Origin of the sequence: Nocardia alni, assembly GCF_019038435.1 — a bacterium.
In the GTDB taxonomy this organism is placed as follows: Bacteria; Actinomycetota; Actinomycetes; order Mycobacteriales; family Mycobacteriaceae; genus Nocardia; species Nocardia alni.
In genome coordinates this window covers 1-24270 of the sequence record NZ_JAGPOX010000148.1, presented here as the reverse complement: position 1 = coordinate 24270, position 24270 = coordinate 1, and the positions used below count along the sequence as shown (strand labels likewise).

Below are 24270 nucleotides of genomic sequence, written 5' to 3'. Positions count from 1 at the left end.
GTCCCGCAGGCCACACCGCCCGTCGCATGGAACGTGCTGGAACTCATGACGGTGATGGTGGTCTCGGTAATCGCGAGCGTCCGCTTGAAGCCCGCACGGCGCGGCTCCCGAGGGAACTCGTAACCCGCACCTCAGCGCATCTGATTATGCTTGCGCCACCAATTCAGCACGGCCGAAGCACCGTTCGGCCAGAGTGCCACCACCACGTCGGGCAGCGTCTCGGTCGGTGCGCGTCGCGGGCGGGGTTCGTAATGGACGGCCCAGCTTATGCCAAGCGCTGCCCGCGGCGTCGTGCCATCAGGGCGGCGATCTCTTCGGATGTCGAGTACTCGTCCGTTTCCTGCGATTCCCGGATATCTGCGACGGTCGAGGCGTCGGAGAGGACGTCGAGCGTTTCGCGCATAGACTCGTACTCTGCCATCGACCGGATGACGGCCTCCGGTCTGTCGTCACGTGTGATGGTGTAGCTGGCGTGCCTACTATGTCGGCCGGGTGAAATAGGGGTGGGGGTGCGCCGGCCTGTCGCGCCGATGGCGGCGCTACAGCTGGACAGCGGTTGCTGTCGACCAGCACGATGGGATGCGTGGTTCAGATGACGCGTTTCGCGCGCTTTTCGCTCGGGCACTTTCCTACACCCCTAGAGCCGCTGGAGCGGTTGACCGCGCGGTTGCGCGAGAGGCAGTCGGGGGTGCCGAATTTGTGGGTCAAGCGGGACGACTGTACCGGGCTGGCTACGGGTGGGAACAAGACGCGGAAGCTCGAGTTTCTGGTTGGTGATGCGCTGGCTCAGGGGGCCGACGTGCTGATTACGCAGGGGGCTACGCAGTCCAATCATGCGCGGCAGACTGCGGCGGCGGCTGCGCGCGCGGGGATGGGGTGTCAGTTGCTGTTGGAGCGGCGTCAGGTGCGGGACGAGGAGTATGAGCGGTCCGGGAATGTGTTGCTGGACGAGTTGCTCGGGGCTGAGATCGTGGGCAGGCTGCCGTCGGGTACCGATATGCAGGCGGCCATGGAGTCGTTGGCCGATGAGTTGCGTGCCGCGGGGCGTCGGCCGTATGTGATTCCCGGTGGGGGATCGAATCCGATCGGGGCGCTCGGCTATGTGGGGTGTGCGCTGGAGTTGGACGCCGCGCCGATTCCGGTTCACTGGGTGGTGCATGCGACGGGCAGCACCGGGACTCAGGCGGGGCTCGTCGCCGGGCTGCGTGCGGTGAACAGCCCTGCCCGCGTGCTGGGGGTCAGCGTGCGGCAGCCCGAGCAGAAGCAGATCGATGCGGTGCACGACCTCGCGCGACGTACTGGCGAGCTGATCGGGACAGAGGTCGGCCGCGAGGATGTGCTGGTGGACGACCGCTGGGTCGGCGAGGGCTACGGCATTCCGACCGAGTCCATGATCGACGCGCTACGGCTGCTCGCGACCACCGAGGGGATCCTGCTGGATCCGGTGTATTCGGGCAAAGGTTTCGCGGGTCTGCTGGGTGGCATCGCCGAGGGGCGCTTCGCCGAGACCGACAACGTGGTGTTCGTGCACACCGGCGGCGCCGTGGGTTTGTTCGGCTACCGGTCCGCCTTCCAATGACGGCAGGGCTGCCGCTGGTCGGCATCCTCGGTGGCATGGGGCCCGCGGCCACGGCGGAGTTCTACGCGAAACTGATCGCGCGCACACCCGCCGGCCGCGACCAGGACCACCTGCGGGTCGCCATCTGGGCGGACCCGACGGTGCCGGACAGGGTGGCCGCCGTGCTCGACGGCAGCACGGATCCCTACCCCCAAATCCTCTCCGGTGCACTCAAACTCCGCGATCTCGGCGCCACCGTGATCGCAATCCCCTGTCACACAGCACATTTCTTCCTGCCGAACCTGATCGAGGACACCGCAACACCTTTCGTGGACATGGTCGCCGAAACCGCGTCCGCCCTGGTCGGTCACACCGGTCCCATCGCCCTGCTCGGCACCCGCGGCACCCTGGCCACCGGTCTCTATCAGAGTCGGCTCCACGATCTCGATGTCGTCCTCCCGTCGGAGCCCGCACAACAGGAGGTCGACCGGGCCATCGCGGCGGTGAAACGTGCCGACCCACAGGGCGCGGCCACACATCTGGACAACGCACTGTCCGCCCTGAACGCCTCGCTGACAGTGCTGGCCTGCACCGAACTGCCGCTCGCGGCCCGGTATGCGACAACGGATACCGAACTGCTGGACCCGATGGATCTGCTGGCCGACGCGGTGATCCGCGCCTGCAAGTAGGGCACGGGCTTCGGCGGCGCCACGCAAGCGGGACGCCATTCTATTGCGTGGTTACCGAAGATCGGTGGCGTTCAGTCTCTGGTGACATTCAGGGGCGGGAACCGGCGCACCGGGCGGAGGCTGCCGTCAACCGGTGCGATCGAGCTGCTCGACGGCAAACTGCCCGATGAGCTGGACGAGGCCGGTAGCAGCGCGGTGGGAACGATGAGGGTGACGGCGATCCGGCGTGCGGGCATCGAAGATCGCGGCGCTGAGGTGGGGTTGTCAGGTCTAGCAAGGACCGATTCAGCGAGGGTGTGTCTATGATCTGATACAGTACGGAACGTGTCGTTTCGTAATAGTCAATCCGGCGATCAGGTCGCTGAGGTGCGTTCCGGGCGGCCTCGCGACCTGGTGCGTGAGGGCGAGATCCTGGTGTGCGTGCTGGAGTTGCTGGGGGAGGTGGGGTACGACGCGCTGACGTTCGAGGCGGTGGCGCGGCGGGCTCGGGCTTCGAAGGCGACGTTGTATCGGCGCTGGGAGAGCAAGCGGGATATGGTCGTCGCCGCGGTCAAGGCCGGTCCTGCGTCGGGCGCTTCTGCTATCGCGATCGATACCGGCTCACTGCGTGGAGACTTGATCGCCCTGTGCGAACGGCTCGAAGGCACGATGAGTTCGGCCGACCCGACGATGAGCCTGATGCTCCTGCAAGCGGGTCTGGAAGATCCCGATCTGTGCCGCCATATCGAAGAGGCGACCGGGCCGACCGGAGCGAAGCTGCCGGAGTCGGTGTTGTCCGCCGCCATTGGGCGCGGCGAGCTGCCGGCGGGCGCGCAGCCGTTTCCCTACGAGGAAATCACCGGATCTGTACTGCTGCTGCGCAGGCTGAACGGGCTTCCGGCCGGAGCCGAATACCTGACTCATTTGGTCGACAACATTCTGATACCAGCGCTGCGAGCAAGCGCGACGACAACGGCGCCACAGCTTCGCGCCATCTTCTCCTGAGCCATTCGGCCAATTTCACCAAGGAAAGGTTCGTCCATGACGAGCACGACGATCGACGGATTCGACTACCGGCGGATGCCCGGGGAAGGTGGCGTCGAGTTGAATGTCGCCATCGGTGGCAGTGGTCACCCCATCGTGCTGCTGCACGGGTTTCCGCAAACCCACCTCATGTGGCGCCAGGTCGCCCGCACACTCGCCGAGCAGTACTCGATCGTCGTGCCCGATCTGCGTGGCTACGGCGCCAGTGACAAACCCGAAGAACTCTGCCCGGATACCTACTCGAAGCGCACCATGGCACGCGACATTCTCGGGATCATGCGCGATCTCGGCGCGGACCGATTCAGCCTGATCGGTCACGACAGAGGAGCCCTCGTCGGAGTGCGTGCCGCACTGGATCACCCGGCGGCGATCGCGCATTTGGGGATCCTGGACGTGCTGCCGACCATGGACACCTGGGATGTGCTGCATGGCGTCGATGCGGCCGTCGCGTGGCACCTGTATCTGATGGCGCAACCGAGAGGCTTGCCCGAGAGGATGATCGAAGCGGTCGCCGAGGATTTCTTCGGCTCGTTTCTGGATGCGTGGGATCCCGCCGGAACCACGTTCCCAGCGCACATGCGGCAGCACTACGTCGACAGTTCCGTCCGCGCTGTCCCGTCGATCGTCGCCGATTATCGGGCCACGGCCGGTATCGACCTCGAGATGGACCGAGCCGACCGCAAGGCGGGCGCCCAGCTGACCATGCCTGTGGCCGTGATTTCCCAGGACTGGGGGTCGCAGCTCGGATTCGACGCATCGGCTCTGTGGCGGCAGTGGGCCCCGGCCGCAACCTATCAGCCGATCGACGCCGGTCATTTCATGGCGGAGGAGAAACCGGACGAGATCGCCTCCTTCATCAGGGAATTGGTACACCGCGGCGATTAGCGCAAAGACCGGCATCCGGAGTCGATCGCGGGCGTCATTATCGCAGCGCCGCGATCGTACGAATGCGGTCGGTGAAAGCGCTTCGGGCACTGCGGGATTCGGGAGCGATGCGGTCCCAGCCGTGCGGGACGCCGGGGTGGACGTGGAGTTCGACCGGGACGCCGGCGGCCGCGAGGTGCTGGGCGTAGGAGATGTTTTCGTCGCGGAAGATGTCGAGGTCCCCGGTATCGATATAGGCGGGAGCCAAACCCGTGAAGTCTTCCAGGCGGCCGGGTGCGACGATGGGCGAGATATCGTCGGTGCCGAAAGCGTTGCCCAGCACCGCATTCCAGGCAGTGAAGTTGTTGTCGTAGGTCCAGGTCAAGAAGGGTTCGCGGGCGGGGTCCGGGATCTGATTGCGGTCGTCGAGCATCGGGTAGATCAGGATCTGGCGAGCCAGCGGCACGCCGCGATCCCGGGCCAGGATCGCGGTGGCGGCCGCGGGTGCGCCGCCCCCGCTGTCACCCATCACCGCGATCCGGGCCGTGTCGACACCCATGTCCGGGGCGTGGTCGACCAGCCAGGTCAAGCCGGCGAAGACGTCCTCGGCGAGCATGGTTCCGGTGGCCTGCGGGGCGAGCCGATAGCCGGCGGACAGGAACGGCACGCCGCTGCGAGCGACGTACCACGACAGGAGGCTGTCGTAGAGGTCCAGACTGCCCAGGACCATGCCGCCGCCGTGGGCATAGACCACCGCAGGGCCGGGATGCGGCGCATCTGCCGTGCTGTACCAGCGCAACTCGATGCGGGCGCCGTCGGGTGCGGTGGCGAAGTAGGTGGTGGTTGTGATGCCCGCGACGGTCGGGGTCAGGCTCGCCATATACGCCTGCCCGGCATTGCCGCTGTCCCGCAGAGCTTTCCAGTCGCCACGCTTGCGGGTGGGCGCGTTCGCGGCCTGCTGAGCCAGGGCGGCCAGGACGGGGACCAGTTCGGGGTCGAGGGTGTAGCTCATCGGGTGACTCTCACTTTCGGTTGCCGTGCCGGTGCCCGGAGTCTTCTGTTCGAAGCTCCGGGCACCGTGCGGGTTCCGGGTCGACTTGTGGCACAACGGATCCACTGACCGGATCGGTGATGCCGGATCAGTAAGGCGAGGGCTGGTTTCGGATCACGGAGAGGCTGACGATCTTGCCGTCGCGCACACTGAAGTAATCCGACATCACCAACTCGTCGGGCAGGTTGGTCTTGTCGTAAGTACCGTCGTAGCGGGAGCGCACGATCGTGTCGCCGTAGTGGTCGACGACCTCCCGCACCTGCATGGTGACCTGGTCGCCCACCATCTCTTTGCTGACCCACGCCCGGATGGCCTCGATGCCGTTGATCTCGCGGCGGGCGTCGTTGACGTAGGCGTCGGGGGCGAAGGTCGCCACGATGGCCTCGACATCGAAGTTGTTGACCCCGGCGAGGTAGTCGGCGACGACGGGGGGAAGGGATGCGGTCATGGTTCTGCTCTCTTTCATGGAGTTTGTCGCTGATCCGGCGCTCATCGGCCGGGCAGAAACCACGTTGGTCGGTTCCGCCGGGGGACACTCAAGGCCCGTGCGCGGACGAGACTCTCCCCCGAGGGGAGGTGAAAGAGTGAGGGCGTGGACATCACTATTCCGATCGGGGACTTCGCCAGGGCCACGCACATGAGCGTGAAGACGCTGCGCTACTACCACCGTGTGGGCCTGCTCGAACCCGCCGAGGTGGACCGGCACACCGGATACCGGCACTACACCACCGCCCAGATCCCGACCGCGCAGATCATCCGCCGCTTCCGCGCCTTGGACATGCCGGTCGAGCAGGTCGCCAAGGTGATCGCCGCCCCGACATCGGCACCCGCAACGAACTGATCGCCGCACATCTACGCGAATTGGAGCGGGAGCTGTCGCGAACCCAGAGCGCTGTCGCCTCGCTGCGTGGCCTGCTGGATCACCCTACGGTGACCGCAGGGTCCGATATCGGACGTCGCCGCGTCGCCGCCACGCCCACGGCCGCGATCACCGAAACGGTGGACATCACCGAGGCGCTCGCCTGGTACCAGGGCGCGCTCGGCGAGATATACGCGACACTCGACGCCCAAGACCTACCGGCAGGCGAACCGGCGGGCGCCATCTTCGACAACGACCTGTTCACCCACGAACGAGGACAGGCGACCGTCTTCGTGCCCTGCGTAGGGGAGGTGCGGGCGATGGGCCGGGTCACGTCGGTGGTGGTGCCACCGGTCGAGTTGGCCACCATCACTCATCCCGGCACGCACACCGACATCGACCGTGCCTACGGAGCACTGGCCGCCTACGTCACCGAACACGCCTTGGCCGTCGACGGACCGATCCGCGAGTACTACCCCGTCGGCCGCCGCGAGACCGCCGACACCAGCCAGTGGCGCACCGAGATCGGCTGGCCGATCTTCCATACCGGACCCGACCCCGTCCCCGGGGTGTCCTGATCCGCCCACTCCGCGAACTCGCCCCAGGAGCCACTCATCCAGAGGGCTGTGCGATGCCCCACCCGTACCCGACCGTCGTTACCTCGGCGCCTGCGGCGCGCGATTGATCATCGGCCGGGTCGGCGGTGAAGCCGCGCGGCAGCCGACAGAAGATCTTTCGTCCGGCGACAATGACGCGGCGGACAACTCCAGCTCAGTTGCTGGGCCGTGGCGATCAGGACGGTCCCGGCTCGCTCTGTAGCCCGTTCCACGTGTCACAGCCCGCAGCGGTTTCTCACTGCGGCGAACCGGCCCTGTCAACGTGGAACCGGAGTTCTCAGCGATCGAGGCGCTGCAACTCGACGACGGGGATGAGCCGGTCGGTATTGCGTTGATACTCGCCGAATTGGGGCTGTAGGGCGACCTGCTGGGCGTAGATCTCGTCGCGCTCGGTCCCCGTCAGTACGCGGGCGAGCACTGGGAATGTCTCTGCGCCGTACTCGATCGTTGTCTTGGGGTTGGCTACCAGGTTGTGGTACCAGGCCGGGTTCTCGGGGCTGCCGCCCTTGCTGGCGAAGATGAAGATCCGGTCGCCGTCGACGTAGGGGACCAGCGGCGCGATGCGCTCGATGCCCGACTTGGCGCCGAAGTGATGTACCAGCACCAGCGGCATGTCCTGCGCGGCCCCCTCCTGGGCGGAGTCATCGACGGTGGCCCCGCTCTCACGGAACGCGGCGATCAGATTCGGGGCGGTGCCCCCGTTCTCCCGGAACTCGGTGATGACCTTCAGGTTCAATTCGTCGAAGTCGATCGCATCTGTCATGTCCTCACCGTATGTGGCACAGCATGGCCTGAACGATGATCGAACCACCCAGAAACATATCTATTTGTTGCACTATCATCGAGATATGGACCTGCTGGCTGATGTTCTCGCGGTCGGCGGCGTCCGCGGCACCGCCGGGGCGCGCATCGAGGCCGCCGGAACGTGGGGGGTCTCATGGCACGGGCTCAGCGCCGCGGCCTTCTACGCGGTCACCTCGGGCACCGCGTGGCTGAGCCTGTCCGGGCAGGAGCCACAACAGCTCATGCCCGGTGATGTGGTGTTGCTGCCAAGCGGGACCGCACACGGGCTGAGCAGCACCCCCGACGCACCGCTCACCCCGTGTACAGGGTGCGGGGGAGACGAGGCGATGGCCGACGGTAGCGTGTTGCGACTGGGCGTGGGTGAGGTGCAGACGCATATCCTCGGCGCCTCCTACGACTACGACCGCACGGTATCGACGCAGGTGATGGCCTCGCTGCCGCAGATGCTGCACATCAGGGCCGACAACGGCGGCACCTGCCTGGACGATGCCGTCCGCCTGCTGTCGCGGGAGCTGGCCTATCCGCAGGTCGCGACGGCGTTCGTGCTCAACCGCCTGGTCGACATCCTGCTGGTGCAGCTGCTCCGGGTCTGGCTGGCGAAACGTCCGGAGCAGGCGCGCGGATCCTGGCTCGGCGTGCTGGCCGACCCGGTGGTCAGCGTCGCGCTCGCCAAACTTCACCAGGAACCGGCGCGGGCGTGGACCACCGACTCACTCGCCTCGGAACTGACGATCTCCCGCAGCACGCTGACCCGCCGGTTCCGCGCTGTGGCCGGAGCTGCCCCGGCCGACTACCTGACGCGCTGGCGTATGGATCTGGCCGCGATCCGGTTGCGGGACACCGACGACACCCTCGAGGCCATCGCCCGCTCGGTCGGCTACACCTCGGTCTACGCGTTCAGCCGCGCGTTTCGCCGGGCACGCGCGCAGGCGCCGGGCCAGTTCCGCAGCGCGTCACGAGCCATCGCGTCCTGAGCTACCGGAACGCGTCGATGTTGCGTGCACACCATTCGGCGAAAGTGCCTGCGCGGCGGTGCAGAATCCGTTCGACGGTGTCGGTGCGAAAGCCGGTCGTGTCCTGGCGCATCAGCGTGAATCCCTCGAGGATCGCGGCAGCGAGAGCCGAGGGAGCGCCGTTCGGGTATCGGGATGCGACGGCTTGTTCCGGTGTCGCGGCTTCACGGATTTCGATATCGCGCCCTAATGTGGTGGCGATGATCGCGACTTGTTCTGCGACGGTGAACATCTCGTCACCGGTCAGGTAGTAGTGGTTACCGTCGTGGCCGTCTTCGGTGAGCGCGACCGCGGCGACGGCGGCGATATCGGCCGGGTCGATCGGAGCGTAACGCCCTGGGCCGGTGGGGTCGTCGACGACGCCGCCCGCACGCACGGTCGGCGCCCACTCCAGCGCGTTGGTCATGAAGCCGCCGGGTCGCAGAATCGTGTACGGAATCCCGGAGTCCCGCACGATCGTCTCGCGTTCGTGGTGCCAGCGCCCCATCGCGGGCATCGGATCGCCCATCACGTTGTACGACGACAGCAACACGATTCGGGCGACCCCTGAAGCTTTCGCGGCAGCGACCATGCCCCGGGTGTGATCGATGCCGACACCGGGGACCAGCAGAAACAGGCGATCGACGCCCGCGAGTGCGGGTGCGTACGTGCTCACGTCGTCCAGATCCCCGATCACCCGCCGGGCGCGGGGCGACAGGCCATCCGCTCGTCCCGGATCGCGGACGAAAATGCCGAACTCGACACCCTTGGCATCGAGCTCACGGACGAGTTCGCGACCGACGTTTCCGCTGGCTCCCGTGACAAGTATCATCGGCACTCCCGAGTTCGTTAGACGGCTATCGAAAAAACGATAGACGTCTAACGAATTTCTGACAAGCGCGAAATCGAACAGGAGAGTTGATGCCCGAGTTCCTCGACCTGCACAGTCACACCTCGAAGCTGTTGCGTGCGTTGGTGGAGCGCGGTGTGCGTCCGCACGGCCTGCATCCGGGACAGGATCTGGTGCTCGGCCTGTTATGGGAACAGGATGGGCGGACGCCGGGCGACGTCGCCGCCGCGCTGAACGTCACGACTCCGACGATCGTCAAGGTCGCCAATCGCATGACCGGGACAGGGCTGTTGACCCGGCGGCCCGACCCGCACGATCGGCGATTGGTCCGGCTGTGGCTCACCGAAAAAGGGCGAAACCTACAGCAGGAGGTGGAGGCCAGCCGCACGTCGCTGGAAACCCTGGTGACCGCCGACCTCACCGAATCCGAATACCGAAGTCTGCTCACCGCACTCGGCAAAATCCACCGCTCGGCACGCCGCCTGCTGGACGAACACTGAGAGGCTGTCCTGGAATTGGTATGGGCCGTTGCGGGCGTGTTTGGATGGGGAGGCCCGGGTGAGATGTCGTGCCGGGCAGGCTTTCCAGAGGAGTTCACACGTGGACGATCGGCCCTTCAGCATCACCGAGTGGCGCACCTTCCTGCGTGACTACAGTTCGAAGTTCCTGGACAATTCGCGCTTGCTGCGTGTGATCGAGGAGAACGGGGCCGGAACGTTCGTCAGGAGTCACGTCGAACGCGAGGGATGGATCGGCTACGAGCCGGCCAGTGCGGACGCCGTCGTGGCCGCTGAAGAGCGGCTCGGCACTCGATTGCCGCCGACATACCGGAACTTTCTGATGGCCAGCAACGGCTTCGGCTATGTCGATCAGGTCGATCTGCTCAACGTGGACGAGATCGGGTGGCTTCCCGAACGCGACCCGGACCTTGTGGAGATCTGGAGTTTCGGCATCGACGACGCCAATCGCGAGATCCTCGAGCGGAGCTTGCTGATCGCACAGGACGATGGTGGTCCCGGCGTCCGCTGGCTGCTGTGTCCCGGCAGTGCGGCGCAGGATGGCGAGTGGGCCGCGTACGAGTGGTTCACCGGCGACGGCAGCAGTCCTGATGATGATCGTTACGACAACTTTGGTGCATTGCTCTGGCGTGCGGCTCGGCGATTGGGCGCTGATTGACACGAGCCGCCCGCCACGGCGACGGCCCTCGCACCTGCTGCCGACCTCGTCATCATCGTCGACGCCCCGGTATCGCTCCCGCTCTCGCTCAACGGTATTCGGAAGTCCGTGCCGACCGTGACATCCGCGCCGCGACCCGGGTGATCACCGCGGCCGACCACTGAATGAGATGTGATGGATGCCCGATAGTTACGCGCGTAATCTCTCGCGCACAACGAATCTCGAGGCATCGCGCTTCTCCACGCCGGAGTGGCCCGGTGAAAGGATGAGGGACATTGAGTAACGCCGTCGACGTCGATCCCCTGGTCGAAAGCCCCAGCTCCGGAATCATTCCGGTGTTCGACCCGTCCACCGAGGAGCAGATCGCGGAGGTCGTCGATTCCGATCAGGCGACCGTCGACGCGGCGGTGGCCCGGGCGCGCGAAACATTCGAATCGGGCGTGTGGCGCAAGCTGCCGGCCGCGCACCGGGCGGACGTGTTGTTCCGCGCCGCGGAGATCATCCGGGCACGCACCGGCGAACTCGCCGAGATCGAGGCCCGCGACAACGGCATGAACGCGATGGCCGCGCGTCAGATCATCAAGGTGTCGCTGGAGATGCTGGTGTACTACGCCGGCTGGGTCGGCAAGATCCACGGCGAGTCGAGCAATCTGATCTCCGATGGCCTGCTGGGCAGCTTCGAGAACTATCACACCTTCACCCAGTACGAGCCGGTCGGCGTCGTGGGCCTCATCATTCCCTGGAACGGGCCGTTCTTCGTCGCGATGCTCAAGGTCGCGCCCGCCCTCGCGGCGGGCTGCAGCGCCGTCCTCAAGCCCGCCGAGGAGACGCCGCTCACCGCGCTGAAGCTGGAGGAGATCTTCCGCGAGGCGGGTCTGCCCGACGGCGTCCTGAACGTCGTCACCGGATACGGCGAGACCACGGGTGCGGCGCTCACGGCCCATCCGGACGTCGACAAGATCGCGTTCACCGGGTCGACCGAGGTCGGACGGCTGATCGTCAAGGCGGCCGCCGGCAACCTCAAGCGTCTGACCCTCGAGCTCGGCGGCAAGTCACCGCTGATCATGTTCGACGACGCCGATCTGGACAAGGCGATCATGGGAGCCGGCATGGGCCTGCTTGCCGGTTCGGGCCAGAACTGCTCCTGCACCTCGCGCATCTACGTGCAGCGCGGCATCTACGAGCAGGTCGTGGAGGGGCTGGCCGCCTTCGCCAAGATGCTGCCGATGGGTGGCAGCGATGATCCCAATTCGGTTCTCGGGCCGCTGATCAGCCAGAAGCAGCGCGAACGTGTGGAAGGCATCGTGAACGACGGCGTGGCCGGCGGCGCGCAGGTGGTGACCGGCGGCCGGCCGATGGACCGGCGCGGCTACTTCTACGAGGCGACGATCGTCACCGGCACCACGCCCGATATGCGCCTGATCACCGAGGAGATCTTCGGGCCGGTCGGCTCGGTGATCCCCTTCGACGACGAGGGCGAGGTGATCGCCGCGGCGAACGACACGCACTACGGGCTCGCCGGTTCCATCTGGACCGAGAACCTCGGCCGCGCCCATCGCGTCGTGAACGAGCTTCGGGCCGGCCAGATCTGGGTGAACTCCGCGCTCGCGGCGGACCCCTCGATGCCGATCTGCGGCCATAAGCAGTCGGGGTGGGGCGGCGAGCGCGGCAAGAAGGGCCTCGAGTCCTACTTCAACATCAAGTCCGTCTACATCGGCCACTGATCCAGTCGACGGTCCGCACCCGAACATGCCGAGAAGCGCATGGCGACAGGCCATTTCGGTATGTTCGGGCGGGCCCGATCTAGATGATGTTGGCGCCGATCAGCATGTTCCAGATCTCGCCCTGATCGACGACCGCGACGCCGAGTTTCTCCGCCTTGGCCAGCTTGCTGTCGCCGACACCCGCACCGGTGATGAGCAGGTCGGTATTCGCCGAAACCGAGGATGCCGCTGTCGCACCGGCCTTTTCACACAGGCGCTGGAATGTCGGGCGAGCGACCTTCTCCCCGGAGCGCGGGTCGCTGATGGCCCCGGTGATCACCACCGTCTTACCTTCCAGAGGCGCGCCGGCCGCGACGACCGGTGGCAGATCTTCCTCGCGCACATCCAGACTGACGCCCGCGGCCCGCAGCCGTTCCAATTCCGGGCGTAGGCGGGTGAGGTGCTCGACCAGCGAGGCGGCGACCTTCGGCCCGATATCCTCCACCTCCACCAGCCGTTCCTCACCCGCGTCGGCGACCTCCTCGAGGGAGCCGAATCCCGATCGGGCCAGGCGCGCGGCGGTGCCGTCGGAGGCCATCGGGATCGCCAAGCCGATCAGCGCGCGACGCAGGCCGACTCGGCGGCTGCCATCGATCGAGTCGATCATGCGCGCGGCCGAGACCTCGCCGATGCGGTCGAATTCGAGCAGGCGCTCGGTGGTCAGCGAGTAGAAGTCCGAGGGGTTCTCCAGGATGCCCGCCTCGGCCAGCCGTTCGATCCACACCTGGCCGATGGCGTCGATATCCGCCGCCGCCCGTGACGCCCAATGGATCAACCTGCGCACCGTCTGCGCCGGACAGGAGACGTTGGTGCAGAACAGTTCTCGGCTGTTGCCCTGCTCCGTCACCGGCTGCCCGCAGGAGGGGCAGACGGTGGGCGGAACGATCTCGCGCTCGGCGCCCGTGCGCTTGGAGGCGTCGAGCACACCCGCCACGAACGGAATCACGTCGCCCGCGCGGCGCACCAGCACGGTGTCCCCGACCTTGATATCGCGGGCGCGAATGACCTCCTGGTTGGCCAGCGTCGCCCTGGTGACCGTCGTGCCACCCACGAATACCGGCTCCAGCCACGCGACCGGGACGATCTTGCCCGTCTTGCCGACATCCCAGACCACGTCCACCAGCAGCGTGGTCTTCTCCTCGGCGGCGAACTTGAACGCCAGCGCGCCGCGCGGGGAGTTCGACCGAGTTCCGGCGGCGGCGTAGGCGTCACGGTCGGCCAGCCGCAGCACCGCCCCGTCGATGTCGTAGTCGAGATCGCCTCGGCCGCTCTCGATCGCGGTGATCGCCGCCTGGGCCTGCTCGGCGTCGGCGCAGTGCTGCATGCGCGCACCCGCGATCCCCAGGGCTCGCAGCCCCTGTTCCAGATCGACCGCCGCGTCGCCGGAAGGGTTGTCCAGGTCGAATCCGAAGAACTGCAGGCGCCGCTCGGAAACCGTGGCCGGATCCTTCGCGCGCAGCGTGCCCGCCGCGGCGTTGCGGGGGTTGATCAGGGGTTTGTCTGGGTGCGCGGTGTTGTAGGCGGCGAAGGTGGAACGCAGCATCACCGCCTCGCCACGCACCTCCACCCGCCCCGGGATCTCGATCCGCTCGGGAACGCCATCGACCAACGCGCGGACCAGCATGGTCACGTCGTCACCGGTGGTGCCGTCGCCCCGCGTCACCGCCCGCAGCAGCCGCCCGTCCTCGAATATCAGCGCTAGGGACAAGCCGTCGAGCTTGGGCATCACCACGACCGACTGACCGGGAAAGCGCTCGAAGAACGCCGCGACCTGCTCGGGCTTGGTCGCCTTCTCGAGTGACAGCATCGGGCGCGAATGCCGGATCGGGGCGTGCAGCACCGCGGGCGCGCCGACCTGCTCCAGCGGATTCGGGTCCGGCGTCAGCTCCGGATTCGCCCCGACCAGCTCGCGCAGCTCGTCCTCGATCGTGTCGTACTCGGCATCGGCGACCAGCGGCGAGCCCTGGTAGTAGGCGTCGCGCAGCGCCACGATGCGGTCCGCGAGTTCTCGGATACGTTCCCCGGTTTCCATGGGATCAGACGGTACTCGAGCCCACCGACAACTCGGGTGAAACGGATCGTTGACCGCCTGACGTGTCACGGACACTCACCACCCGGAAGATCAACGCGCGAAGATCATCTCGATCCGGGCTTCCCCCGATGGAGGGAGACCGAATTCCGCCTCCCGGCCGACGTGGGACGCCCCCGATATTCCGTACCGTCGAAGCGTTCGGCGCTCGCGCCCTCGTAGTGGCCGAGCAGACGGTCAAGACGCACGTCTCCAATGTGCTCACCAAACTCGGTGTGCGCGATCGCGTGCACGCCGCAGTCTACGCGCACACCCGCCGAATCGTCTCTGCGCGAGCGTATTCCGCACCGGATACGTTTCCGGTATAGAAGCGACCGGATCGAGGATGCGCCGAAGACGCCGGCGGCGCGGACACCATCCTCGTCCGTCACCTACTCGGTTTGCCCACTTACGCTCAGGAAGTGCTGCGCAGCAGCCGCCGTGCGGTGGAGGTGCCCAGGCCCGTGGGCCCACCGAGACGGCGGTGAACAGTCGGCTCGGTGACGGCCGCCTCCACAGCCGCCGCATTCGTAGCCTCGAGTTCCTGCGGATACCGCGCGGTTCGTGTGAACCATTCGTGCCAGCCCGGCACCGAATCCCGGAGCACCTCGATGTATTCGTGCACGCGGGCGCTCTCGCCCGGGCTCAGCCCGTACTCCGTGACCATCGTCGGCACCTCGACCTCGGCCACGTGTTCGAACTGATCCAACCGTGAGCGGACCAGGCCGGCCGTCGTATCCACCGCCTGCTGGAGATCGCAACCGAGGAACTTGCGCAGCACGTGCACCATATTGGCGGGCTCGGCGTCGCTCGCCGCCTCCCGGGGATAGGAGTATATGTCGTTCACCAGCAGGCTCGCGTCGTTGAGGCAGTCGATCAGCGACCGCATCGGCGCGGCGTCCGCGATCGCGTCTGGCAACTCGGCCGGACGGCCGTATTCGCCCAGGCATCCGGCCAGCGGGCCGGGGTTGGTCCGGCGCTTCAGTTCCAGATATTCGAGCGGATCGGTGGTGTGACCGATGGTCACGTTACGCAACTCCCGGAGGTTGCCGTCGAGCAATTCCTCGATGCGCTCGCGTGCGCGGCGCCGCCACCCCCGCGACATCACGGGCGCGGTGCGCGACCACAGGTCGGCGAGCCCGCGTTCGGTGGGACTGGTCGCCGCCGGTACGTCCTGCGCCGGGTCGAGCGGCATGAACTGGCGCAGTCTTGCCAGGTGAGCCTGGGTCAGCGCCGGATTTCCCGTGCGTCGGCAGGCCTCGGCGAAGAAGTCGTCGACGTAGAACGTCCACGTACACCAGTCGGCGAGCGTATTCACCCTCTCACCGAGAGCGTCCGGAAACATACGGCACAGCAGCAGCGCGTAGTCCTCCTTCCTGAACTGCTCCTCGGTCCACGGCGGGACACCGGCCTGCGGCGCGAACAGGCCCATATCCCTGGCCCAGACGACCGCATGGTCGCGAGCCGCGTCCAGATGAGGACTGAGCCGGGCCGGTCGAAGCCCCTCGAACGTCGGCATCCGGTACGCCTGTGCCGGTGCGACGGGCGACGCGCTCGGCCCCACGCTCAGTTCTCGTGCCAGGGCCGCCAATTCCGCCGCGGCCGTGGGCTCCGGGTTGGCGGCCTGCAGACAGCCCAGTGCCAGATCCAGCTGATGCTGTATTTCGTTGTGCGCCCAGGTATGTGCGCCCGCCTCGACGATGAGGTCGGCGCAGGCTTGCAGAGCGTCGTCGTCCAGCGGATCGTCACCGAGGTACAGCTCGGCAAACCGTGCCGACGCGCCGTTACCAGCGTTGAGCGCGGCCACCACCGGCAGTGACTTCTTGCGGGCGCGCAGATCGGACATGACGGGCTTGCCGGTCGCGGCCGGATCGCCCCAGATGCCCTGGAGATCGTCGACCAGCTGAAACACCAGGCCGAGGTGTTCACCGAATTGGCGCATCTGCCAGACCCGTTGCGGTGAGGCGCCGGCGGACATGGCGCCCAGTTCGCACGCGGCGGCGAACAACGCACTGGTCTTGTCGCGCGCCATCGTCACACATTCGTCCAGGGGTACATCGCCGCGACCCTCGAAGGCCATATCCGCGGCCTGGCCGTCATCGATCCGCAGTATCGCCTCGTCGAGCCGGGGCACGCCCTCGGTGGCCAGGGGCGGGCCATCGGCCACCAGGGCCTCGGTCGCCAGCGTGTTCAACGCGTCACCGGCGATGATCGCGGCGGGTATGCCGAAGACGGTCCAGGCGGTGGGCCGGTGGCGGCGGGTGTGGTCGCCGTCCATGATGTCGTCGTGCAGCAGTGAGAAGTTGTGTGCCAGTTCGACTGCGACGGCCGCGTTGGTCGCCCGCTCGGCGGTGCCGCCCACCGCCTCCGCCGCGAGCATGGCGAGTACCGGCCGCAGCGCCTTGCCGCTGTTGCCGTCCAGCGGATTTCCGTGCTCGTCCCACCAGCCGAAGTGGTAGCCGATGACCTTGCGCGTGGATGAGTTCATCCGATCCGCCGCCGCCCGCAGACCGGGAGTGATCAGCCGGCGGGCGCGGGCGAAGGAGTCCGCGTCAGCTGCGGCCATTGGTACTCCCGAGCTGAACGTTTTCCAGGATGCCCAGTGCGTCGGGCACCAGAACGGCCAGCGAGTAGTAACAGGTGATCAGGTAGTTGACGATCGCCCGTTCGTCGATGCTCATGAACCGCACGCTCAGACCCGGCTCGTACTCGTCGACCAGGCCCGTCTTGCGCAGGCCGATGACGCCCCGGTCTGTCTCGCCGGTCCGCATCACCATGATCGAGGTGGTGCGATGTTCGCTGATCGGGATCTTCCAGCAGGGATAGATCGGCACACCGCGCCATGCGGACAGCCGCCCGCCCGGGACGTGGACGGTCTCGGGAACGATGCCCTGTTTGCTGCACTCGTCGCGGAACGCGGCGATGGCCTCCGGGTGCGCGAGGATGAAGCCCGGATTCTTCCAGACCGTGCTGAGCAGCTGATCCATGTCGTACGGGGTGGGCGGGCCGCCGCGCGTGTAGATGCGCTGGCTGAGATCCGCGTTGTGCAGCAGGCCGAAATCCTTGTTGTTGACCAGCTCGTATTCCTGGCGCTCGCGCACTGCTTCGATGGTCAGCCGAAGCTGTTGCTCGAGTTGGTCGATCGGCTCGTTGAACAGGTCCTGCACGCGCGTGTGCACCCGCAGGATGGTCTGGGCGATGCTCAGCTCGAATTCGCGGGGCTTGAGTTCGTAGTCGACGAAGGTGCCGCCCAGCAGCGGCTCACCGCGGTGGCTGGAGATGATCTCGACGTCCGCCTCGCCGTCGAGGTTCTGCGCTTTGCCGGTGGCGCTCCGCTGGTGTTCGAGGTGGTCGCGAAGCGCCTCGGACTGCTCGAGCACCTCCTGGAAGGCCGCCTTCGGCAGCGTCATGACCGTGCACGCCGTGGTGGCCTTGACCGAATAGTCCCAGGCCTCGTCGGGGCCGGTCAGTGCCTCATCGCCGAAATAGTCACCGTCGGCGAGGATTTCGAGGGTCGACTCGTTCCCGTATTTGCCTTCATGGAGTCTGGCGAATCGTCCGTGTACGAGCAGGACGAGTTCGTCGGCCGGTGTTCCCGCCGTGACCAGGGCTTGGTCCGGCTCGTAATGATGCTGCACGAACCTGTCGGCCAAGGCCTCCAGCACGTCCATCTCGCCGAAGTTCCGCAGGAGTGGAAGCTCGGTCAGCTCTGCCGCGATGACCTGCACCTGATCGCCGGTCGTGAGGAAGTCCAGTCGTCCGTCGCCCAGCGTGTAGTTCAGTCGCCGGTTGACTCGGTACGCGCCGCCCCGCGCCTCGACCCATGGCAGGAGTTCGAGCAGCCAACGGGGAGTGATGCTTTGCATCTGGGGCTTGGACTTGGTCGTCGACGACAACTTGCGCGCCGCCGCGGTGCTGAGGCTGAGCTGCCCGGCGCCGTTGTGTCCGTTCAACTCCGAGGCCGGCTGAGTGGGGATTTCAGGCATGATTCGACCACCAATCGAAATGTGAAATGGGTGTCACACAACAATCAACGGGATAACCCGACCTACCGGCACTGCTGATGGCTTCCGGTGGTTACGTCCAGTGGACTTGCCGATCAACATCATACGGCGCGGCGGACGGTAAAAGGAAGGTATCAGCGGAGTTCGGCGATGACCTTCGCGAAGTGGTCGGCGTGGTGGTGCTGGACGCTGATGTAGGTGATGCCGTACGAGTCGCGCCGGTGGCGTAGCTGGTCGGCGATCTCGGGGACCGAGCCCTTCAGAACGGTTGGCAGGGCGAGCATTTCCGCGTCGGTGAGGTTGGGCCGGTCCCGGCGGGTCAACCGTAGATCGGGAACGCCGCGGTCGTCTCGGGGGCAGGCGGTGATGGTCAGATTGAGTTCGAGCAGGTCGATCCTGTCGCCCGCGGCGGTACGCACGAAATCCACACGCTCCGCGAGTGGATCGGATGCGGTGCTTCCCTGCTTGCCGCCGGTGAGTCCGATGCTCCGGGCGTGCTGGGCGGCCAGGGTGAGCACTCGGTCTCCCGATCCGGCGATCATCACGGGAATATCCGGCAGATGCGTTCGGAGGTAACGGGTTATGTGGGCCAGGTGGTCGACTCGCTTTCCCGGGCTGGGGAATTCGAGTTCCGCGGCTTCGAATTCCGCCTTCACATAGCCGGTTCCGAGTCCGAGCTCGAATCGGCCGTCGGTCAGGCGCATGAGCGCCTCCGCGTCGCGGGCCAGTAGCGCGGGCCTGTAGAAACCGGCGTTCATGACGAAGGTGCCCAGGCCGATGGTGGTGACATCGGCCGCGGTCAGCAGCGCGGGGAACGGCGCGGGTGCACCGAGGTGGTCGGGCACCTGTAGTACGTCGTACCCTAGGTCCTCGATTTTTCTTGCGGCAGTGCGCCATTCGTCGCGGGAGCCGAAAGGGATCATCTCGATGCAGAAACGGAACGGCCTGTCGGTGGTCATGCGTTACCAATCGGCGGTCAGGACGGTGGTCAGGGCCGACCGGACCTGTTCGGGCAGTGGAGGTTCCGCCGGGGCAGTGCCGGCGATCCATTGCTGGAAGACGTATTCGCTCGCGGCCAAGACGATCTGGACGAGCAGTGCGGGACGTAGATCGCTCGGGTCGTCGAGTGTCATGCGTTCGGCGGCGAGTTCGACCAGCCGGGCGCGATCGCCGGCGTTCACCAGCGTCACTCGCCCGATGAGGTGTGGTGCGCTGCGAATAGCGTTGAGCCACATGGTGATATCGTCGGCGCGCGGTTCCCGCATGTGGTCGATCATCGCGGCCACGAGTGCGGTACCGGCGTCTTCGGTCCGCGGACGGTACTCGTAGGCGGCGACGAGGCCGGAGATGTGCTCGAGCACAGGTTCGACGAGCAGCCCCTCTTTGCTGGACACATGCCGGAAGAAGGTGCTGGGGGAGATGCCCACCGCGGTCGCGATGTCCTCGGTGGTGACGGCGTCGAATCCGCGCTCGGCGAACAGATGGTGTGCGGTGCGGCGGATGTCGACCAGCAGTGCGGCCCGTTGGCGCACCCGCCACGGCACGGCGGCTTCCATCTAGCCGAGCAGCTTCGGGTGAGCGCGCCCGGCGACCAGCGGAAGCTCCACCGCGGTGCGGATGCCGGGTGCGGCGTCGCAGACGTACGGAATCGAGTTCACGCAGTGGGCCGCGGTGGCCACGATGCCGGGATTGCGCAGCAGCCCGTCGGCGAAATTCACGGCGTGCCAGCCGTGGATGGTGACGTTGGCGTCGGGATCGCCGTGCACCTCGATCTCGTAGCGCTGGCCCTCGGGGCCGAAGCTCCAGGCCGGTTCCAGGTTTTCCGATCCCATCAGCCAGTTCACCCCGATGCGCACCACGACGTTTCCGTCCACCACCGCCTCCCAGTGAAAGCGCTGGGCGGCAACCAAACCCGGCTCGATCATGCCGATCGGCGAGTCGATGGGCGCGGTCGCGACGGCGGCCGCGTGGCTGGTGCGGATCTCGGGACTGTCGTCGAAGCCGAGAGTGTCGAGGATCATCCGGACCGACTGCCGGAAGCCGCCGTCGAGCAGACCCAGCATCGGGCCCGCCGCGGCCTGTTCGGGAGGGGCGCCGAACATCATGATGTGGCGCACCACATCCGGGGCGCCGTAGCTGCGGATATCGGAGAACTCCTCCGCGCGTACGAAGGTCACCGAGGACGTCATCGATGACAGCACCAGCGGAAAGATCTCCGTGGCTCCGCCGGGGTCGATACCCGTGCCGTGCAGCGATACTCCGCCGATTCGGCAGGCGGCCTCCAGGTCGGCGGTGTTCTTGCCTTCCGGGAAAAACCAGCCCACCGGGGTGACGACGTTCTTGCCCGATCGCAGCAACGCCTCCACCTCCCGCGGTTGCGGCAACAGTGGCGCGTACAGCACGGCATCGGCGGGGGTATCCAGGATCTCCTCCATCTTGGAGGTCGCCGTCACGCCGATCGGGGCCGTTCCGAGGATCTCGCCGACGTCGCGGCCGTCCTTGTCCGGTGAGTGCACCCAGCATCCGACCAACTGCAGGTCGGGGTGGTTCTGAATGCATTCGATCGCGGCCCTGCCGACCGACCCCGTTGCCCATTGGATGACCTTGCGCGGCATGTTTCGACCTTCCGGCGCGTATCGGAGCGGTGCAGATGGATTCCTTTCTCGGAGTATCTGTCTATTTGAGAGTCACTGTCAACACCGGTAGCATCGGCCCGGAGTGCGGAACGGTACGTTCCGGCCGGATCTGTCTGGAGTGCGCCGATGACGTCAGCACGCGGCAAGCGGGTGCTCATCGCGGGACTCGGCGACAGCGGTGTCCTGACGGCGCTCCGGTTGGCCCCGCGCGCCGAGGTCGTGGGGATTTCGGCCAAGCCCGGATTGGTCAGCGGCCAGGAACTCGGCACTCGGCTGGCCCGGCCCGCCGAGTGGGCGCGGAACTACTGGATTCCGTTCGACAGGTTCCGCGGCCTGGATCGGGTGCGGACGGTGCAGGCGAGCCTGACCGGGGTCGATCCGGCCGGGCGGAAGGTCTCGGCCGTCCGAGCCGACGGCGCCGTGGTGGTGGAGCCTTACGACGCGCTGGTCATTTCCACGGGTGTCGGCAATGGTTTCTGGCGGCGGCCGAACATGCAGTCGGACAGGGAAATCGGCGAGAGTCTGCGTGCCGCCCATCAGCGGCTGGCTGCGGCGCACTCGATCGCTGTCATCGGTGGCGGAGCGGCGGCGGTCAGCAGTGCGATGAACCTGGCCGCGGTGTGGCCCGGGACGAAGGTCGCGCTGTACTTCCCGGCCGAACGACCGTTGACCGCGCATCATCCACGGGTGTGGAATCGCGTGCGGCGCAGGCTCATCGCCGCCGGAGTCACGCTGCATCCCGGGCATCGCGCGGTGCTACCGGACGGGTTTCCCGGTGACGAGATCACGAGCGATCCGGTGCGGTGGAGTACCGGGCAGCCGCCCACGACCGCCGATGCCGTCCTGTGGGCGGTCGGCAAGGTCCGCCCCAACACCGGCTGGCTGCCGCCCGATCTCCTCGACGAGCGCGGGTTCGTCAAGGTCACACCGCAATTGCAGGTACCCGGCCATCCGGAGATCTTCGCCATCGGCGATGTAGCCGCCACCGACGCACTGCGCAGTTCGGCCCGCAACCGCGCGGATGGCCTGCTGGCCACCAACATTCGTGCCTATCTCGCCGGCAAGCCGTTGCGCGCTTTCCGGCCCGCGACCCGGCGCTGGGGTTCGGTGCTCGGTGTGCAGCCCGATGGATTGGAAGTCTTCGCACCGTCGGGCCACGCCTTCCGTTTCCCGCGCTGGTCCATCGATACCGTGCTGCAGCCGTGGATCGTGCGCCGCGGAATCTATCGCGGTATACGGGATAACGGCTCGACGGTCGAGCGTGTGATCGGCGAAGGGCTGACTGGTCGCGAGGGTTGATTGGTGACCTGCGGCGGCGAGGCGTTCCCGACCACCGTCTACAAGGGCGTGCCTAGACGGCCTTCCGGTTGTCACCGGATTCCGCGTCGGCGGTGGGCCCCTGATCGGATGGGATGACGCTCGGCCACGACGCGGCCTTGGTCAACGCGTCGTGCAGCAGCTTGGCCGTACTCGAGGCCCGCTTGCCCCGCAGTTCCACCTCGGTGAAACCCTCGACCAGCGCCTGTGCGGGATCCAGCAGGCTGTAGGTACTTCTACCGCCGCGCAGCGATTCGGTGAGCAGAGTTTGCCAAGCCTGGTCACGTGCTCGCAAGCCACCAGCGTGGTCGAGCGCACGGGCGTATTCGCGCACGACGGCCGTGCGGATCGCCCGTTCGGCGAACCGGCGGCCCGGCCATCGCCATCGAGACCGCGTGGTCGTCGGCGCGGGCGGCTGACTCAGATCGGCTCGATCGAGGATGATCCACAGCGTGGTCTCATCGGACGGTCGCCCGGTCATCGTCGCGGCATCCCGACGTTCACTGATTTCGATGCCGCCCAGCCGAATCGGATACCGCGTGAGCAGATCGTCCAGGGCGGAGGCGATTTCGCCAACGATGTGCACGTCTATCCCATCCCGTTCGAACCCGACGATCTCCAGATCATGCTTGTCCGCCATCGCCCGCGCGGCCCGCATCGGCTCGCCATCGTCGCCAGGGGTCTGCGATGGCCTCGACTCGAGGCAGGAACCCGATACCGGTGAGATCGTTTGCCGGGGAGCGGAATCCACGGGCATAGATGGATACGCCGCCACGTCGGATGCTGAAGGTCGATCCAGCGCCCCGGATGGTTGAGCTGCTGCGCCGCGCATCGATGGTCGGGCCGCGTCACTGGATATCGACGGTCGGGCCACCACGCTGGGCATCGACGGTTGAGCTGCCGCGATGGGGGCCGACGGACCAGCCGCCGCACTGGGCGTCGACGGTTGGGTGGCGACGTCGGGCGTTGATGGTTGAGCTGCCGCACCGGGTGCTGATGCCTGGACCCCCGCGTCGGGCACTGACTGTCGTGCCGCCACCGCAGGTTTCGAGGGTTGAGCTGCTGCGTCGAGGGTTGGCGCGCTGGGCATCGGCGGTCTGGCCGTCACGTCGGGCGTTGACGGTTGGGCTGCTGTATCCGGTGTGGATGGTTGGGGTGCTGCGGTGGGTGTTGACGGCGGAGTCGCCGTGTTGGGTGTTGATAGTCGAGCCGCTGCACCGGGTGTTGGCGTGCCGGGCACCAACGGTTTAGCCGCCACGCTGGACGCTGATGGTTGGGCCGCCATGCTGAGTGTTGATGGTTCGGGTGCTGCACTGGATGTTGGCGTTTGGGAGGTTGTGTCGGGTGCCGGCTGTTGCCTCACGATCGCAGGTTTCAGCTGTTGAGCTGTTGGGCTGGGCATCGCGGGTTTGATCGTCGCACTGGACGTTGATGGTGCTGCGTCAGGCGTGGATGGTTGGGTCGCCGTGTTGGGCGTAGGCGGTTGGGTTGCTGCGTGAGGTGCTGGCGTTTGGGCGGCCGTATCGAGTGCTGGCTGTTGCCTCGCCATCGCAGGTTTCGGTGGTTGAGCTGTTGGGGCGGAGAGCGGCAGGCTGGGCATCGCCGGATTGATCGTCACACCGGGCACTGACGGGTCGGCTGCTGTGTTTGGTGTGGATGGTTGAGGTGCCGCACTTGGAGGCGACAGTGGGGCCCTTGTGTCGGGTGCTGGCTGTTGGTTCTCCATCGCGGGGATCGACCGTTGAGCCGCTGTGTCGGGGGTCGGCGTGCCGGGTATCGACGGTTTGGGCGTCACGCTGTGCGCTGATGGTTCGGGTACTGCGCGGGGTGTTGGGGTTTGGGTGGTTGCGGCGGGTGCTGAGCGGCGGTTTGCCGCTGTGGGTTTCGATGGTTGGGGCGCTTTGGGGGGTGTTGGCGCGAGCCGGGCTTGGCTCGGTCTTGTCCAGGGGGTTGGGGGCGGCTTTTTTCGAGTCCAGGGGGTGGTCGTGGAGGTGAGGAG

General features: G+C 66.7%; 24 protein-coding genes. 12 read left to right on the top strand and 12 right to left on the bottom strand.

Annotation, left to right across the window (positions count from 1 at the left end; translation table 11 throughout):
- Nucleotides 1-265: 265 nt before the first annotated feature.
- On the bottom strand, nt 266-403 hold the full coding sequence (locus JZ791_RS36690; protein ID WP_216901340.1) for a hypothetical protein: 138 nt from the start codon (nt 401-403) through the stop codon (nt 266-268).
- A 189-nt stretch (nt 404-592) separates the two neighbouring features.
- Here JZ791_RS36690 and cuyA point away from each other — a divergent pair, with 189 nt between their 5' ends.
- The 4 genes from cuyA (at nt 593) to JZ791_RS36670 (ending at nt 4155) form a co-directional block, all read left to right on the top strand.
- On the top strand, nt 593-1579 hold the full coding sequence (cuyA, locus tag JZ791_RS36685) for a D-cysteate sulfo-lyase (RefSeq protein ID WP_254206940.1): 987 nt from the start codon (nt 593-595) through the stop codon (nt 1577-1579).
- A complete protein-coding gene (cuyB, locus tag JZ791_RS36680) occupies nt 1576-2247 on the top strand; it encodes a cysteate racemase (protein ID WP_216901337.1) in 672 nt (223 codons plus the stop codon). The genes cuyA and cuyB overlap by 4 nt, the downstream gene beginning before the upstream one ends.
- Nucleotides 2248-2571: 324 nt before the next feature.
- Nucleotides 2572-3231, top strand: a complete 660-nt coding sequence (locus tag JZ791_RS36675) for a TetR/AcrR family transcriptional regulator (RefSeq protein ID WP_308163315.1) — start codon at nt 2572-2574, stop codon at nt 3229-3231.
- Nucleotides 3232-3267: 36 nt separating this feature from the next.
- Entirely contained in the window at nt 3268-4155 is an 888-nt protein-coding gene (locus JZ791_RS36670) for an alpha/beta fold hydrolase (RefSeq protein WP_216901335.1), read from the top strand.
- Between the two features lie 37 nt (nt 4156-4192).
- On the opposite strand, the gene JZ791_RS36665 is transcribed toward JZ791_RS36670, so the two are convergent.
- Nucleotides 4193-5146 carry an alpha/beta hydrolase gene (locus JZ791_RS36665; RefSeq protein WP_216901333.1) on the bottom strand — a complete coding sequence of 318 codons (954 nt, stop codon included), beginning with the start codon at nt 5144-5146 and terminating at the stop codon, nt 4193-4195.
- A gap of 127 nt (nt 5147-5273) precedes the next feature.
- On the bottom strand, nt 5274-5633 hold the full coding sequence (locus tag JZ791_RS36660; RefSeq protein WP_254206935.1) for a nuclear transport factor 2 family protein: 360 nt from the start codon (nt 5631-5633) through the stop codon (nt 5274-5276).
- Nucleotides 5634-5777: 144 nt separating this feature from the next.
- Here JZ791_RS36660 and JZ791_RS45600 point away from each other — a divergent pair, with 144 nt between their 5' ends.
- Both JZ791_RS45600 and JZ791_RS36655 read left to right on the top strand, forming a co-directional pair.
- On the top strand, nt 5778-6026 hold the full coding sequence (locus JZ791_RS45600; RefSeq protein WP_308163314.1) for a MerR family transcriptional regulator: 249 nt from the start codon (nt 5778-5780) through the stop codon (nt 6024-6026).
- An 89-nt stretch (nt 6027-6115) separates the two neighbouring features.
- A complete protein-coding gene (locus JZ791_RS36655; protein WP_308163313.1) occupies nt 6116-6622 on the top strand; it encodes a GyrI-like domain-containing protein in 507 nt (168 codons plus the stop codon).
- A gap of 316 nt (nt 6623-6938) precedes the next feature.
- Here the strand turns inward: JZ791_RS36655 and JZ791_RS36650 are convergent, their stop codons facing one another.
- Complete coding sequence (locus tag JZ791_RS36650) at nt 6939-7424, bottom strand: nitroreductase family deazaflavin-dependent oxidoreductase (protein WP_216901329.1); 486 nt, start codon at nt 7422-7424, stop codon at nt 6939-6941.
- 85 nt (nt 7425-7509) lie between these two features.
- Between JZ791_RS36650 and JZ791_RS36645 the strand changes: the two genes are divergently transcribed.
- Nucleotides 7510-8439, top strand: a complete 930-nt coding sequence (locus tag JZ791_RS36645; protein WP_216901327.1) for an AraC family transcriptional regulator — start codon at nt 7510-7512, stop codon at nt 8437-8439.
- A 1-nt stretch (nt 8440) separates the two neighbouring features.
- On the opposite strand, the gene JZ791_RS36640 is transcribed toward JZ791_RS36645, so the two are convergent.
- On the bottom strand, nt 8441-9289 hold the full coding sequence (locus JZ791_RS36640; RefSeq protein ID WP_216901325.1) for an NAD(P)H-binding protein: 849 nt from the start codon (nt 9287-9289) through the stop codon (nt 8441-8443).
- Between the two features lie 89 nt (nt 9290-9378).
- Between JZ791_RS36640 and JZ791_RS36635 the strand changes: the two genes are divergently transcribed.
- The 3 genes from JZ791_RS36635 to JZ791_RS36625 all read left to right on the top strand — a co-directional run bounded on the left by JZ791_RS36635 (nt 9379) and on the right by JZ791_RS36625 (nt 12207).
- Entirely contained in the window at nt 9379-9807 is a 429-nt protein-coding gene (locus JZ791_RS36635; RefSeq protein WP_216901323.1) for a MarR family winged helix-turn-helix transcriptional regulator, read from the top strand.
- A 100-nt stretch (nt 9808-9907) separates the two neighbouring features.
- The gene (locus JZ791_RS45595; protein ID WP_216901321.1) at nt 9908-10483 is read left to right on the top strand and encodes an SMI1/KNR4 family protein; all 576 of its coding nucleotides are present in this window, start codon (nt 9908-9910) and stop codon (nt 10481-10483) included.
- Nucleotides 10484-10758: 275 nt separating this feature from the next.
- Complete coding sequence (locus JZ791_RS36625) at nt 10759-12207, top strand: aldehyde dehydrogenase family protein (RefSeq protein WP_216901319.1); 1449 nt, start codon at nt 10759-10761, stop codon at nt 12205-12207.
- A gap of 79 nt (nt 12208-12286) precedes the next feature.
- Here JZ791_RS36625 and ligA read toward each other — a convergent pair whose 3' ends face one another.
- Nucleotides 12287-14278: an NAD-dependent DNA ligase LigA gene (ligA, locus tag JZ791_RS36620; protein WP_216901317.1), complete on the bottom strand. Its 1992-nt coding sequence runs from the start codon at nt 14276-14278 to the stop codon at nt 12287-12289.
- A 128-nt stretch (nt 14279-14406) separates the two neighbouring features.
- On the opposite strand from ligA, the gene JZ791_RS46690 reads away from it, so the two are divergent.
- Nucleotides 14407-14643: a LuxR C-terminal-related transcriptional regulator gene (locus JZ791_RS46690; protein WP_308163312.1), complete on the top strand. Its 237-nt coding sequence runs from the start codon at nt 14407-14409 to the stop codon at nt 14641-14643.
- Between the two features lie 86 nt (nt 14644-14729).
- Here JZ791_RS46690 and JZ791_RS36610 read toward each other — a convergent pair whose 3' ends face one another.
- The 5 genes from JZ791_RS36610 to JZ791_RS36590 form a co-directional block, all read right to left on the bottom strand.
- The gene (locus tag JZ791_RS36610) at nt 14730-16880 is read right to left on the bottom strand and encodes a polyprenyl synthetase family protein (protein ID WP_216901315.1); all 2151 of its coding nucleotides are present in this window, start codon (nt 16878-16880) and stop codon (nt 14730-14732) included.
- Nucleotides 16867-18300: a family 2B encapsulin nanocompartment shell protein gene (locus tag JZ791_RS36605; protein ID WP_254206933.1), complete on the bottom strand. Its 1434-nt coding sequence runs from the start codon at nt 18298-18300 to the stop codon at nt 16867-16869. The genes JZ791_RS36610 and JZ791_RS36605 overlap by 14 nt, the downstream gene beginning before the upstream one ends.
- Nucleotides 18301-18452: 152 nt before the next feature.
- On the bottom strand, nt 18453-19277 hold the full coding sequence (locus JZ791_RS36600) for a TIGR03621 family F420-dependent LLM class oxidoreductase (protein WP_216901313.1): 825 nt from the start codon (nt 19275-19277) through the stop codon (nt 18453-18455).
- A gap of 3 nt (nt 19278-19280) precedes the next feature.
- Entirely contained in the window at nt 19281-19874 is a 594-nt protein-coding gene (locus JZ791_RS36595) for a TetR family transcriptional regulator (RefSeq protein ID WP_216901311.1), read from the bottom strand.
- The gene (locus JZ791_RS36590) at nt 19875-20933 is read right to left on the bottom strand and encodes an NAD(P)H-dependent amine dehydrogenase family protein (protein ID WP_216901309.1); all 1059 of its coding nucleotides are present in this window, start codon (nt 20931-20933) and stop codon (nt 19875-19877) included.
- 147 nt (nt 20934-21080) lie between these two features.
- Here JZ791_RS36590 and JZ791_RS36585 point away from each other — a divergent pair, with 147 nt between their 5' ends.
- The gene (locus JZ791_RS36585) at nt 21081-22253 is read left to right on the top strand and encodes an NAD(P)/FAD-dependent oxidoreductase (protein ID WP_216901307.1); all 1173 of its coding nucleotides are present in this window, start codon (nt 21081-21083) and stop codon (nt 22251-22253) included.
- Between the two features lie 52 nt (nt 22254-22305).
- Here JZ791_RS36585 and JZ791_RS36580 read toward each other — a convergent pair whose 3' ends face one another.
- A complete protein-coding gene (locus tag JZ791_RS36580; RefSeq protein ID WP_216901305.1) occupies nt 22306-22929 on the bottom strand; it encodes a hypothetical protein in 624 nt (207 codons plus the stop codon).
- Nucleotides 22930-24270 lie beyond the last annotated feature (1341 nt).

What these genes read in the sequence shown, in the direction of transcription:
- JZ791_RS36635 (WP_216901323.1), top strand. Translation starts at nt 9,379, where the DNA reads ATGCCCGAGTTCCTCGACCTGCACAGTCACACCTCGAAGCTGTTGCGT.
- JZ791_RS36585 (WP_216901307.1), top strand. Translation starts at nt 21,081, where the DNA reads ATGACGTCAGCACGCGGCAAGCGGGTGCTCATCGCGGGACTCGGCGAC.
- JZ791_RS36640 (WP_216901325.1), bottom strand. Translation starts at nt 9,289, where the DNA reads ATGATACTTGTCACGGGAGCCAGCGGAAACGTCGGTCGCGAACTCGTC.
- cuyB (WP_216901337.1), top strand. Translation starts at nt 1,576, where the DNA reads ATGACGGCAGGGCTGCCGCTGGTCGGCATCCTCGGTGGCATGGGGCCC.
- JZ791_RS36600 (WP_216901313.1), bottom strand. Translation starts at nt 19,277, where the DNA reads ATGACCACCGACAGGCCGTTCCGTTTCTGCATCGAGATGATCCCTTTC.
- cuyA (WP_254206940.1), top strand. Translation starts at nt 593, where the DNA reads ATGACGCGTTTCGCGCGCTTTTCGCTCGGGCACTTTCCTACACCCCTA.
- JZ791_RS36670 (WP_216901335.1), top strand. Translation starts at nt 3,268, where the DNA reads ATGACGAGCACGACGATCGACGGATTCGACTACCGGCGGATGCCCGGG.
- JZ791_RS36590 (WP_216901309.1), bottom strand. Translation starts at nt 20,933, where the DNA reads ATGCCGCGCAAGGTCATCCAATGGGCAACGGGGTCGGTCGGCAGGGCC.
- JZ791_RS36605 (WP_254206933.1), bottom strand. Translation starts at nt 18,300, where the DNA reads ATGCCTGAAATCCCCACTCAGCCGGCCTCGGAGTTGAACGGACACAAC.
- JZ791_RS36610 (WP_216901315.1), bottom strand. Translation starts at nt 16,880, where the DNA reads ATGGCCGCAGCTGACGCGGACTCCTTCGCCCGCGCCCGCCGGCTGATC.
- JZ791_RS36650 (WP_216901329.1), bottom strand. Translation starts at nt 7,424, where the DNA reads ATGACAGATGCGATCGACTTCGACGAATTGAACCTGAAGGTCATCACC.
- JZ791_RS36665 (WP_216901333.1), bottom strand. Translation starts at nt 5,146, where the DNA reads ATGAGCTACACCCTCGACCCCGAACTGGTCCCCGTCCTGGCCGCCCTG.
- JZ791_RS36690 (WP_216901340.1), bottom strand. Translation starts at nt 403, where the DNA reads ATGCGCGAAACGCTCGACGTCCTCTCCGACGCCTCGACCGTCGCAGAT.
- JZ791_RS36645 (WP_216901327.1), top strand. Translation starts at nt 7,510, where the DNA reads ATGGACCTGCTGGCTGATGTTCTCGCGGTCGGCGGCGTCCGCGGCACC.
- JZ791_RS36660 (WP_254206935.1), bottom strand. Translation starts at nt 5,633, where the DNA reads ATGACCGCATCCCTTCCCCCCGTCGTCGCCGACTACCTCGCCGGGGTC.
- JZ791_RS36580 (WP_216901305.1), bottom strand. Translation starts at nt 22,929, where the DNA reads ATGCGGGCCGCGCGGGCGATGGCGGACAAGCATGATCTGGAGATCGTC.
- JZ791_RS46690 (WP_308163312.1), top strand. Translation starts at nt 14,407, where the DNA reads ATGGAGGGAGACCGAATTCCGCCTCCCGGCCGACGTGGGACGCCCCCG.
- ligA (WP_216901317.1), bottom strand. Translation starts at nt 14,278, where the DNA reads ATGGAAACCGGGGAACGTATCCGAGAACTCGCGGACCGCATCGTGGCG.
- JZ791_RS36595 (WP_216901311.1), bottom strand. Translation starts at nt 19,874, where the DNA reads ATGGAAGCCGCCGTGCCGTGGCGGGTGCGCCAACGGGCCGCACTGCTG.